The sequence below is a fragment of the Bradyrhizobium sp. CSA112 genome (assembly GCF_029051645.1).
GTDB lineage: Bacteria > Pseudomonadota > Alphaproteobacteria > Rhizobiales > Xanthobacteraceae > Bradyrhizobium.
The window spans coordinates 115,876-128,243 of sequence record NZ_JAACFS010000010.1 but is presented as its reverse complement, the minus strand read 5'-3'; the positions used below and the strand labels follow the sequence as shown (position 1 = coordinate 128,243).

At 61.7% G+C, this 12,368-nt stretch carries 7 protein-coding genes; 4 read left to right on the top strand and 3 right to left on the bottom strand.

All coding sequences use genetic code 11. The annotated features are described in order from the left end of the window. Positions 1-490 precede the first annotated feature (490 nt). The 3 genes from GWE18_RS42320 to GWE18_RS19290 all read left to right on the top strand — a co-directional run bounded on the left by GWE18_RS42320 (position 491) and on the right by GWE18_RS19290 (position 4,188). On the top strand, positions 491-748 hold the full coding sequence (locus tag GWE18_RS42320) for a transposase (RefSeq protein ID WP_342804275.1): 258 nt from the start codon (positions 491-493) through the stop codon (positions 746-748). Positions 749-1,222: 474 nt separating this feature from the next. After that, a complete protein-coding gene (locus GWE18_RS19295; RefSeq protein WP_275187290.1) occupies positions 1,223-3,196 on the top strand; it encodes a LodA/GoxA family CTQ-dependent oxidase in 1,974 nt (657 codons plus the stop codon). Between the two features lie 2 nt (positions 3,197-3,198). Next, a complete protein-coding gene (locus GWE18_RS19290; protein WP_275187289.1) occupies positions 3,199-4,188 on the top strand; it encodes an FAD-dependent monooxygenase in 990 nt (329 codons plus the stop codon). 40 nt (positions 4,189-4,228) lie between these two features. Here the strand turns inward: GWE18_RS19290 and GWE18_RS19285 are convergent, their stop codons facing one another. Together GWE18_RS19285 and GWE18_RS19280 are read right to left on the bottom strand one after the other, a co-directional pair. Beyond that, entirely contained in the window at positions 4,229-6,706 is a 2,478-nt protein-coding gene (locus tag GWE18_RS19285) for a TOMM precursor leader peptide-binding protein (protein ID WP_275187288.1), read from the bottom strand. A 24-nt stretch (positions 6,707-6,730) separates the two neighbouring features. Continuing rightward, positions 6,731-6,982, bottom strand: a complete 252-nt coding sequence (locus GWE18_RS19280) for a hypothetical protein (protein ID WP_275187287.1) — start codon at positions 6,980-6,982, stop codon at positions 6,731-6,733. A 273-nt stretch (positions 6,983-7,255) separates the two neighbouring features. On the opposite strand from GWE18_RS19280, the gene GWE18_RS19275 reads away from it, so the two are divergent. Further along, positions 7,256-10,531 (top strand): adenylate/guanylate cyclase domain-containing protein, encoded by a 3,276-nt coding sequence (locus GWE18_RS19275; RefSeq protein WP_275187286.1) that lies wholly within the window; start codon positions 7,256-7,258, stop codon positions 10,529-10,531. On the opposite strand, the gene GWE18_RS19270 is transcribed toward GWE18_RS19275, so the two are convergent. Further along, positions 10,495-11,745: an alpha/beta hydrolase gene (locus tag GWE18_RS19270; RefSeq protein ID WP_275187285.1), complete on the bottom strand. Its 1,251-nt coding sequence runs from the start codon at positions 11,743-11,745 to the stop codon at positions 10,495-10,497. The two genes, GWE18_RS19275 and GWE18_RS19270, sit on opposite strands and share 37 nt — an antisense overlap. Positions 11,746-12,368: the final 623 nt, after the last annotated feature.

The following is a 12,368-nucleotide window of genomic DNA, read 5'->3' as shown; positions in this document are numbered from 1 at the left end:
TAGGGGAGCACCGGGGGAGCGATCGGAAGTGAGGGCGACCGCAATCGTGCGATAGTCGACGTCCGCTTTTGCTCCGAAAGCGGTCGTCAGTGTGCGTGTCTGAGATGTCTACCAGGGGCCTAGTAGCAGATGTGCTAGGTGGCTCTATTTTCCGTCGCGCAGAAGCAACGGGAAGCGAAGCGGCGCTAACTATGAGACGTTACGCGGAAGCAAGTGCAGCGAGCAATATGCAGACATAAGCCGCCGTTATACTTAACCCACAATCCTCGCTTCTTAACGACCATCCACGCGACCGCTCCACGGACCGGCGCTCACAAAGGGATCGGCATTCTTCGCTTATTGCGACAACTATCCTATCGACGTAAAGTTCGGCGTTATCGTTGACATCGAGTCCTCCTCTTCATTCGCTGAGAAGGATATCTCGCCACATATTCCTGTATTCCTTAAATCGAAGAGTGACGACGGCACGTTCTCGCGTGGCGACTTCCGCGTGCACGAAGGCAGGCCGCTTCTGTATCGCGCCAGCAAGCTCGACTGCTACGTACCGCTCAAACCCCAGTGCTGTCCGAAGGACCCATCGCGCCAGATCCCGCGCGACATCCACGAACGCGCCCGAGACGTTGCCTGCTCGCCTGCGGACACTGAAGCCTTCGAGCAGTCACGCCGCGAGCGCAAGAAGATTGAGATGCGGTTCGCACACCTGAAGCGTGTCCTGAAGCTCGGTCGGCTTCGACTACGCGGTCCATGAAGCGCCCAGGATGAGTTCTGGCCGCTATCGATCAAATCCTGCGACGGCTCGCCTCGCTGGCCGCACGCCGCCACCGCTGGGGACCTGCGTAGTTGCGTAGAGGCGACCGGCAGATCAAAGCCAGCTGTTCTTAATGACGTGGCCGACCGCCCACCGGTAGCAGCCGACTTTTACAACAAAATCTGCCAATAACCGACATCGCCCCCCTTTCGCGTCGATAGATAGCCAAGGTAGCCTTGCATCCTAGCTGCCAGGGGGGCGTGCCGGATCGCGGCCATTTTGAATGGGTGGTGTTGGTGCCAGCGGCCGGCGTCTCCTTCATTCTCTTAGTTTGAACGGTCGGCACGCGAAGACGACTATCCTCTTGTTCTGACATGACGGCCGGACAGCAAACATGAGACGTCCGCGCCAAAGACCAAGGTGGGCCCCCCGGACGGCACACCGCGTGAGGCATTACACAAGCGGGAGGACGTGATGGACCCGGCATCGATAGAGAGACTCTCGGTGTATCCTCCAATCGGGATTGCCCGTGTGGGGAACGCGGTCGGAGACGATGACTACATCATAGGCCCTGAAGTTATCGGCGGCCCACCGATGCTGCCGGACGGAAGCCTTGCGCGATTTGTCGCCGATTTTCGCACGAAAGATGGCCGCATTAAGCGGCAAGCCGCCCGATTTCGGGTCTACGCGCACCTGAAAGATGGAAGTGTCAAGGAAATCACAGCCAAGAACGGAAGGGTCACGTGGAGCGTCGCAATCGCCAATCTCAAGGCCGGTTGGTACGACTTCCAGGAGGCTATGGACCTGCCGAACGGATTGAGCAAACCCGCCAAGCGCCGCAACAGAGACCTTTTTGTTCCCGCCGGCCGCCAGAGCCTCGATATCGTCCCCGCACCGCAAGAGATCGCGGGACCGAGTGCCGCTGCTGTCAAATTCGACACTGGTGCCTTCTGGGGAAAGCCGGTCTATCTCGGAGAACTGCGTACCGATTCCGAGGGGCGGCTGCTGTTCCTCGGCGGGTGCGGCAAGTCGAAATCATTTCAGACTGGAGCAAAGCCCATCACCCACGCAAATAATGTGGGCTGGCACGACGATGTCTCCGATGGTCCGGTGCTAGCGACCGTCACCTTCAACGACGGACCACCCATGGAAGCCGAGGCGGGCTATGTCGTCGTGGCTCCACCCAACTTTGCGCCGGGCCTGACCGCGCTGGTGACGATGGACGACGCCGTGCGCGAGACTTACCAGAAGCTGAAATGGATCAAGGCACCAGACTCGACCCGCTTTGCCGAAGACATCTGGCCGATCTTCGATCGGCTCACAGGTCACCAATGGGTCAATCACGGGTTCTTCATCATTCACGGCCACGGATCGCCGCTCGATGCACGCGACCCCGCCGTCATCGAACGGATGCGCGACAAGACCTCAGCGGGGGCGACATGGCGGCATGACGTTTTCAAGCTGTTTCGGGAGCCCAACCTGCCCGGAACCCTGAACGAGCCTGTTCTGCCACAAATCTATGGTGACGGGATCGACACACTCTTTAGCGAATCGCCGCACGCGACTGCACATCTTACCGTCACGCCGACACAATTCGCGCATCTGCAGCGTTGGGCCGCGGGAGACTTCGAGAACGCCTGGTCCGGCCCGCCGCAGCCGCCCAGCTTCTCGAGCCTCACTCCCGCCCAGCAGGTTACTCACCTGGAGCGCGCGCCGCTGCACCACTGCATGGGTGGACCATTCCATCCCGGAATCGAGATGACCTGGGTGATGCGGCTCGCTTCAGTGTGGGAACGCCCGTATCGGCTGAAGGTCCTCTCGACGAACGGGGCGGCCGAGCAGAATTACGGTCCGGTCCTTACGCCGGCCGAATGCATCGGCGCTGGCGGCCCGTTCGACGGCGTTGCGGCTGGGGCGCTGACTCGTTTTCTTGGCCTGCCCTGGCAGACGGATGGCGTCTCCTGCAATTCCTCGGACATTTATTTTCCGGCAACCTTTCTTTCGATGCCGACTTTTTGGGGAGCCCGCTATCCCGACCAGGTTCTGTCTGAAGCAAATTTCGAGCGCGCGGCGGCACTTGATCCGTCCAAATTGCTCGATCCGGCTAAAGACAAATTGACCGCGCAAATGCACAAACACTTCATGTTGCGAGTCGACTGGCTTCGCGATCTGCGCGGATTTGATTTCTACAATCGAATTAGAAATTCGGTCGACGAGTGGTCTGATCTTGGGATGGTCCTCCCGACAAAGACTCCACCGCCGCACCTTCCTGCAGACATCCGATACGAGCAGGGCCGAACCTCGGAAGCAGCCGGCTCCGATCTGAAAAGGAAGTTGGTGGAAGCTGTAGAGCGGCTCGATGCGCCTTCCAGCTCGCCGTCGCCGCTTGAGCCGCAAGCCTCAATTCGCACACCGCCGAAGCGGGGCTACCGCCATGGTGAGATCTGATCATGGCCGATATCAAGGAAACCGACGTGCTCGTTGCCGGCGCCGGGCCGGCGGGAGCAATCGCAGCGAGACTGCTGGCCCGTCATGGTCGCCAAGTCACGCTGGTCGATCCCGGCAGTTGCGCGACCGACCGGCTTGAGGTCCTGCCGCCGAGCGGCTGTCTCGTACTACAGGCGCTGGATCTCGTCGATATCCTCCATGATCCGCAGGTTGTACGCCCATGCCTTGGCATCCGCCGCCGCTGGGGTGCCATGGCGCCAGAGTTTGACGATTTCCTTCGTCGCCCCGGCAGCGCCGGCTATGTCGTAGACAGGGCGCGATTTGACGTGCGGCTGCGGGCCGCAGCGAGTGAAGCCGGCGTGCGCATTATGCGCGGCCGGGTCGTCGCTGCGCAATGCGAGGGCGAAAGGATTCGGGCCTCGATCAGGACCTGCGCCGGCGACTTGATCCTCGCGGCGGGCGTGGCCGTTGATGCAACCGGACGGCCCGCAGTGCTGGCTCGCCGCCTGGGTGCCAGGCGCCGCGTCATGGAGCGACTCGTTGCCGTACGCAGTGAAAACAGTCACGCCAACAATGCTGATGATGAGCCGACCTGGCTCGAGGTAGAGAGCCTCGGACCCAATTGGTCCTACCGCGTTTCCGGCCCCGACGGGCGCCTCGAGACCTGGAGCGTACGCCGCGGCGAGGATCGATCGCGACGTTCGGTAGGGCGATCCATCAATGCATCTTCGGTCCGCCTGTCACCCGCGGCCGGTGTCCGGTGGATCGCTGTCGGGGACGCCGCAATGTCGTTCGACCCGATAACCTCTCAGGGGCTCGTCAGCGCTTTCACGACCGCGCTTGCGGCGGGAGACACGGTGATGTCCTCGCGCGGACTCGATGCGGAGACGGCGGACGCCTTCTCACAATCTGTGACCGCGACGGCGCAGAATTCTGAACGGGGCCGCAGGGAGGTCTACCAGGCCCTAACGGTCGGCCAGAACGGCGCGTAGCCGAGCCCTGGAGTTTCACCGCGCTCGCGGCGGCGGATACTCATGCCATCGGATGCGGGTCTGGATTCAGCTCGGCGACTTCCAGGGGACGTTTCGCGAGATTGAGCTTGACCGGAAGCTCGTAGAGCCTGCTTCCACCAAAGCGCCGCTCGCCTGCACCGAAAGCGATGGGCTGGCAGCCGGGGATGATCACGCGCGCGGCAAACAGGCGACGGCGCTCCAGCTCGGGCGGCGTAAGGTTCACGTAGATCAGATCCATGCGGTTTTCCGATAGCCAACCCAGCAGCGATGCAAGGCGTTCGGCCGGTGCAACCGGCCTCCCGGACGACCAGTCGAAGGGCGTCGGGCTCTGCTTCCGCAGGAAGTCCAGGGCCGGAAGCATCTGGTGACTGGCATAGAGCAAGTTGTGGTCCAACAGATGTTGCGGGCGCCGGGTAGCCAGAAGGTGGGCAAGACGCTGGCGTTCTGCCTCGTCACGCAATCGGCGGCACAGTCCCGGCCGGATCTGCCCCAGCTCGAGGACGGCCTTGCGCGCGGCCTGGGCGGGATCAGGATCCGCGGCCACGGCGACCACGGCGGCAGGACCATTTGCGTCACTGCCGAGACCGAGCGCGAGAAAGACGTGGCACGGCTGGTCGGTGGGCAGGCGGAACAACCTCAGCTCGACGCCGCGGCGCTGCAGCAGTCGCGCCATATGCACAATCCCATCGTCCGGGTGGTCGTGAACCTTTACGGCTTGACCGGCGAGCCGGTTGAACCACGCGATCATATAGGCGTCGCGCTCGATCACCTCGAAGGCGGCGGCGAGAATAGCCTCGATTAGCGAAGGTCCCACCGCGAGACCGTTGGACGTCGCTCGGCACAGATGCTCGTCAGGACGCCGCGCTCGATAGTTGAAGAACGTCGCAATGGCCGGCACGAGGATTGGCGCGTCCCGTACCAGCGAGTGGCCGGCAGTCCAGCCGAGCACGGCATCTTCCGAGTAGGGCGCGTACGGAACTTGGCCGTACTGTTCGGCCGCATAAAGAACAAGGTCGCGCGGGTCGAGCGAAGGTGAGTCCAGCTCGCCGCGACGCGCGTACCGGATGTCCTCGGCTCTCCAAGCCGACGCGGCGTATCGTTCGATAATCTCGCCCAGAGCAGTCAGAAAAGCGTCTGCGGCGCTAAGTCCTTTCCCGGTCGTCGTGCCCCCACGATCGCGTTGATGGCCGAACCGGTGATTGCTCAAGCGTGCTGCATACAGGTGGGGCCAGCCCGGGTCGGCGTCCTCCTCCATGATCGGCTCGCAGCTGACGACCAAGCCCGTGCGAGCGCTCACCAGCTCGCCGGCAATGCTCTGCAGATTGCCGCGGAACTCATAGTCTGCGACCAGCTGGCGATAGCCGTGGTGCCGGCGTTCGAACTTGCCCCCGCAGGCAGGACAATCGGATCGTTCCATGAATGCATGGCCTTCCAATTTGGGACCGAGGGCATCGAATTCGTGGATCCTGCCCGCCAAATCTGGCACGTCGGGCAGCAGGAAAAATTTGAGAATCTCCAAGCCGAGCAGATTAGCCGCCATCGATGGCAACATCGGCAGCAGCGCACGCTGATGCAACGCGGGACACTTAAGCGCGTCCAGATGCTTATCGAAGCTCATCGCTGCATCGAAATCGGGCTCGCACGCCCACCGCCGCATGCGATAGCACATGAAGCAACCCGTCCTACCGGGAACGACGAGCGGGCCGATCACAGCCTCGTCCCCGCTGAGGTCTGAATAGATGGCCGGGATATTGCGCGACAAGCCGGTCTGATTGACCCAGTGGTGCGCGGCGGAAAAGCCACGATCCATGCATGCCACTAGCATGGTGCAGCGCGCACCGATCGCTTCGATGTCGCGGCTCGTCAGCTCGCCGGTGCCGTGAACCTCAACCATCGTCGATGGAGCGGTCCGCGTGACCGCGGCCGCGACAGCGTCCGCCCGGCTCGACGGCTGCGCCGCAGGGATCAGTGCGGGCGACCACCCGATGTGTTCCGTCCGACACGGATAGGGGTCGATCAGATGCAGCGTACCGATCCCGCAATGCGCCAGCAGCAGGGCCAGGTGCGCGCCGTGCGCTTCGAGTCCTACGATCCCGATGCTGAGTGCGGCGAGTGACTTCCTAGCCGTCGATTCCGGGACGCCTGATCGCTCGAGAAACGCGAACCAAGGAGCCGAGCTGTGTGCGATGGCGTCGCTATCGGGTTGCGTGTGGCGTCGAAGCACGCCGAGCTGTGAGAAGCGATCAAGGGCCGACAGCAGGCCGGCAGGCTCGTATTGCGGCAGCGCACTCGTCAGTTCGGATATGGCTTTCGGCGTTCGGAGCAAGGGCAAAATCGAGCCTGCAAACTCGCGCACCGAAGCGCCGTCAACCCGAACGGACAGGCCGTCGCCGCGAAACAGAACGCTGCCGTCTCGCAGTTCGACCCAATCCAGGTCAGGAGCAATTGAGAAAAACACCGAGCGGGGATCCGCGGATCGTCCCGAGCCGACGGTCACTAGGAATCTCTGTTGCCTAGGTTCTCAACCCCCGGGCGTCGGCTCGTCCCCATCATCCTCCCCATCATCGTCACAACCTTCGTCACAAGGGCTGTGCGTGCATCCGGCGCCCAAGGTCTCGGCGGCCCTTTTTACGCGAGCCCAAGCCAGATAGTCCGCATCGGTCAGATCCAACGGGGATACGCGCTTACCCCTCATCTTCCTTTCCACTGCAAACGCCCGCAGTTCAAAATCCTTCTTTAACTTGTCGTTGTCCTCGTTGTCCGCGTCCGCCATCGAAGGTTCCTCACCCATCAAGACAGCCAAGTCTCCAAGGCCCGCCACGGTTCAATGTGTCCACGGTGACACAATCCCGTGCCCCTGGCAACCGCCTCCTGTACCAGGGCTAGTCGGCACGCCGGTGGTGACAGGGTCCCGTTCTTGTGTCAGGAATCACGATGGGAAAGGCGGCGATCTCCGTCCCGGGTGCAATGCAGGCGGTGCCATGCACGTAGCGCGGATCCGAGATTTTCGAGCGGCGAGCGCTCCTGCCGCGTGTGCGGTGAGCCCGTGACCATTGTCTGCCCGAAGTGCGGCTTCGTAAATTTGGTCGCGGCGCGATTCTGCGGTGGCTGTGCCACCGCCGTCCCAGCATCCAGCCACGCAGAGTCGCCTTCAGCGCAGGCTTCCTCGGCGCTGGAGGAGCCCGCCTCCTATCGTCCGGAACGCAAGTGGGTAACAGTCGTCTTCGCCGACATTGTTAGCTCGACCAGCATGATCGCAGAGATCGACCCCGAGCAAGCGCTTCAATATCTCGAGCCCGCTATCAAGGCGATGGTTGAGGTGATCCGCCAGTTCGACGGAACGATCACGCGCGTGCTAGGGGACGGCATTATGGCCCTGTTCGGAGCCCCAAAAGCACGTGAGGAGCATGCATTGGCGGCCTGTAACGCCGCCGTGGCCATGCATGGCGCCGTGGCCGCGGCCTCTCGGGGGCAAGTCCAAATTCGCGTTGGGATCAACACCGGGGTGGTGCTCGTACGATCGGTCGGGTTTGACCTGTCGCTGGACTATGACGCAATCGGCATTTCAGTCCACATGGCGGCCCGGATGGAGCAATTCGCGCCTCCGGGCAGCACCATCATTTCCGACAGCACTTATCGCGAGGTGGAAGGCTGCGTCGAAACAGAGCCGCTTGGCCGGCAGACCTTTAAGGGAGCCCCGTTGCCGGTTGTAGTCCATCGGCTCATCAGCGTGATCACGGAGACCCGATGGGAAGGGCGCGTAGCCCGACACCTGACCCCATTCACCGGACGCGAGCGAGAGCTAGCCCAGTTGCAAGCAGTGGTCAACGCGGCCAACGCAGGCGCGAGCAAGATTGTAACGGTCGTCGGCGAGCCAGGCATCGGCAAATCGAGGCTGCTGCACGAACTGCTGCAGGCGATCGATATGTCTACCTGGACCACGCTACGCACAGGATCGGCGGCAAACCAACTAAACTCGGAATATTTCGCGGTCGGTAAGCTGCTGCGCGAGTGGATGTCGCAAGGCGGAGATCCAGACCTCGCTTCAGCCTTGCGTCATCGTCTACCCGAGCTGAGCCAGAATGGCGCCAGCACATTCGCTGCATTGTCCTATCTTCTGGGCTCGACCATCGCGGATGAGGATTGGCTCAATCTCGAGCCGAGAACGAAGCGGCGGCGCGCTGTGGACGCGTTCCGCGATTTCGTGTCGGCCATCGCATCCACACGACCGCTGGTAATTGTCATCGAAGACCTGCACTGGATCGACGACGCGTCGCGCGAAATCCTCGATGATCTGGCAAGCCACCTCGGTACGGGCAGGATCTGCATCATCGGGACCACGCGCAACGAGGAGGGTGCTGGTATCGGGCCGCAACGTCAGCGCATCGTGGTGGAGCCGCTCGATACTGCTGCGGCCCACGCGGTACTCAATGCTCTGCTAGGCAACGATCCGTCACTCGATACGGCCAAAAATGAGCTGGTGCGGCGCTCTGCCGGAACCCCGCTGTTCCTGGAAGAAATGGCGCGTTTCCTACTGGAGACCGAGGCCTCCTCGGGCACTGCGGAGGACTACGCTCAACAGGTCCCTCCCACGATCAACGGCGTCATCGCGTCCCGCATCGACCGGCTTTCGCGCGCGGACAAGTCGCTGCTGCAGATTGCAAGCGTCATCGGGAACGAGTTTTCCCTGGACCTGTTGGCATCCCTTGCGCAACTGGCCGAGCAGGAGTTGCAGGCTCGTATGGATACGTTGAGGGGCGCGGATTTCGTGCGCGACGCGCCCGGCCAGGCCGACGGTGCGCTGACGTTCAAGCACGCGCTGATCCAGGAGGTTGCCTACGAGACCTTGCTGCGGACAGAACGTGAGAAGCTGCATTCAAAGATCGTGACCCAATTGGAGAAAATGCACCGCGACCACATGAGCTCGCATGTCGAAGCGCTGGCTCATCACGCCATCAGGGGAAAGTTGTGGAAGCAGGCTGTCACCTATCTTCATAGAGCCGGGCAGAAAGCCCTCGATCAGTCCGCACACGCGACGGCGCTGCGGCACTTCCGCAAGGCCTTGGCGGTCGCGAGCGAACTGCCGGACGAGCCGGACAAACTGACGCAACTTCTGGACATACGGTTGAGCCTGCGGTCGGCGCTGGTCGTGACGGGCAATCTGAGCGAAGTGCACGACAATCTCAAGACGGCCGAACTGCTGGCGCGTGCGCTCGACGATCGCCCCAGGCTCGCCCACGTATACCTGTCGCAGGCCATCGCGCTGGTGAACCAGGGTGCGATGGATCAAGTGCTCCGATCATGCCAGCAGGCCTACGAGATTGCCCGCGAGGCTAACGATATGCCGGTCATGATCGGCGCTCAATTCAACATGGCGCTCGCCCACTTCACCTTGGGCAATCTCAAAAAGAGCGTCGAGTTGTTCGCCCCGTTCGTCGAGACGCTCACCAAGGACTTCCGCTATGAATGGTCCCCGGTAACCACGGGAACCCTTTCACCCATCTATCTCAGCATGTTCGGGTCCAGCGAGGCCCAGTTGGGAGAGTTCGAGAGCGCGCTGGCGCACACGACGCAAGCGTGCCAGATCGCCGAGGAAACCAGGCGAGCCTATGACCTCGCTTTCGCCTACCGGTACCATGGATTTGTCCACCTCAAACGCGGGAGCTGTGCTGCTTCGCTCAGCTCGCTGCGGCACGGATTCCAGATCTGCCGCGACTATGAATTGAACTCGCTGACCGGATTCTTCTATCGCGACATGGGCGAGGTTGCCACGCTGGATGGAAATGTTGCTGAGGCTCTGACGCTGCTAAACCAAGCGGTCCAGCTCGCACGCCAGAATAACAATGCGTTCTCAAGCGCCTGGTCGACGATCAGTCTCGGATGGGCCTGTCTGGCAAATGGGTCCTTCGCGGAAGCTATCCAGCTTGCCCGGGAGGCACGCGACTTGGCCCGCGCGCATCGCTTCAAGGCACTGGAGCCCGGAGCGCTACGACTGCTCGGAGCGGCGGTTGGCCTGCAGGATGCCGCCGATACGGAAGTCGCCCTGGAAAGTCTCGCGGAAGCCGCCCAGCTGGCTGAAAAGCTCGAGCTGGCGCCGGAGATTGCCCATTGTCACCTGTCGTGGGGCGAGGTGCTGGCACGGACCGGCTGCATCGTAAAGGCGCGCGAACACATCGCGCAAGCGCTTGTCACCTACGTCAGCCATGAGATGCCGTACTGGAAGCAACGCGCGGATCGAGCCTTGCTCGAGATCAATGGAGACAGCCTTCCGCTGTCCTACCCCGGCTACTTCCCGCCCGACGCGTCGATTTCATCGAGATAGTGTTTGACATCGGAACGCCACTTCGCCGGTTCAGTGATCACCTCATGACCGTTGCCGTCCATGTCGAACGGGAGGAATACGCCCTTCCCTCCCGCACTCCGGAATACCGCAAAATTCTGGCCGCTGTGCCCAAGACTGTAAAACCGATCATGAAGTCCGTACAGCCAGAGCGTCGAACGCTGGAATGCCGCGCCGCGCGCCAGCAACGTGCTGTTGATTTGTCTTGCCGCCAAGCCACAATCTTCGGTGATCCAACCGCCGACGAAGTTGATCACGCCCGCGACATCGTTTGGATGCATCCCAGCGTAAGCAATCGAAAGCGCACCGCCGCGCGAAGTCCCGGCCATCAGCACCCGCTCGTTCTTGACGTCCTGCCGCCGGCGCAACGCCGCAACAGCAGCCTCGATATCGACAAGCGCCCGATCGGCACCGGCGAGCGCGCGCTCCGGTTCACATGTGTAACCCAGCGTGCGGTCAGCATAGAAGCCTTCATCATAGAGACCGTCCGATTTACCGCGGCCGCGACGTTGCGGAAAGGCGACGAGATAACCCTTGTTGACGAAGATTTTTGCGAACCCACGGTCGAAAGTGACCAGCTTGAACGATTCGCAGTTGGTACCTTTGCCGGTCGAGGCGTGATTGAACACCAGCAACGGGAACGGCCCCGCGCCTTCCGGCTTGGAGATGACCACTTGGAGCCGGATCGGCTGGCCATTCTCGAGCAGGCCGGAATCGATCATGATCGACTCCCCGGCGGCGGCAAACGTCATGTCGGGCGCGAGCAGCGTGGCAAAGCTCATCCGAGTCAATTCGGCGCGGCGGTTCAGTGGCCCGCGCTCGTAGGAGGCCTCGACCCAGCTCGCGGACCTCCGATAGGTGGCCGAGTAGTTGCTGCCGGTGAGCGTCAGCGTATTGCCGTCGATCCGGGCGTTCGGCCGGTCCCAGCCGCGCTTGATTCCCAGTTGCGGGGCATCGCCCCAGGCGAAGACCACGTCGGCCGTACCACCGTCTTTGATGCGCTCCACGATCAGGATGTGCTTAAGCTCGCCACCCCAGCGACCGACCCATGCGGCAGAGAACCCGGCGGGTGGATCCGCAGCGATTACCGCCGCGTCGTCAGGGATCGGCACGCCATCGATGTAGCGGTCAGCAAAGGCTTCCTTCGCAGCCAGAATTACTAGCCCGACCACCAGCCAGCGCAGAAGGTCACGCATCAACGGCCCCCACATCCTAAACGATCGCAATACCGGCGATTCGCCTATCGTGGCGCAGCGATCGGGAAGATGTACGTCAAAAAAGCGCGAAATGAAAATCGACTCTGATCTAATTTTGGTGAGTTTTCGCATTTTTGAATTCTCCGCCAGAGCGCACACATTCAACCTTAAGTTATTTTCGAATCCTCGCCTTCACAATTTCAGATGAATCCTGTCGGCGCAGGTCGCACTTTAGATAGCTCAAAAATGATTGTCAGGCCTAAGGCGAACAATCGCAAGGCGCGCAGCCTCACACAGGAAACTTTGGCGCACGCGGCGGCCCTGGATAACTCGGTGCGAGCGTGGGCGGCAGCGAGCGACGGTGCTCGCAAGCTCGCCGAAGTCAGAAGATCTTCTTACAGCAAGCTATCGAAGCGCTCGCTCGTTTGCACGCGATACCAAACCTTGCTCAAGGTACTCGACACGTCCGTGACGGGGCCAAGAGGAGACACTATCGTGACGTGGGAATCATCGCACGACTCCGGCTATGGATATGCCCGGGCGAGCAAGATTCGAAACGCTAGAACTCTCGTACAAGGCGGCTAGGCTGCACAGAAGAGCTGTGGAGGGAGAGACACATTGGG

Excerpts from the sequence above, each read along its gene's own strand:
- GWE18_RS19295 (WP_275187290.1), top strand. The coding sequence starts at position 1,223 with ATGGACCCGGCATCGATAGAGAGACTCTCGGTGTATCCTCCAATCGGG.
- GWE18_RS19290 (WP_275187289.1), top strand. The coding sequence starts at position 3,199 with ATGGCCGATATCAAGGAAACCGACGTGCTCGTTGCCGGCGCCGGGCCG.
- GWE18_RS19280 (WP_275187287.1), bottom strand. The coding sequence starts at position 6,982 with ATGGCGGACGCGGACAACGAGGACAACGACAAGTTAAAGAAGGATTTT.
- GWE18_RS19270 (WP_275187285.1), bottom strand. The coding sequence starts at position 11,745 with ATGCGTGACCTTCTGCGCTGGCTGGTGGTCGGGCTAGTAATTCTGGCT.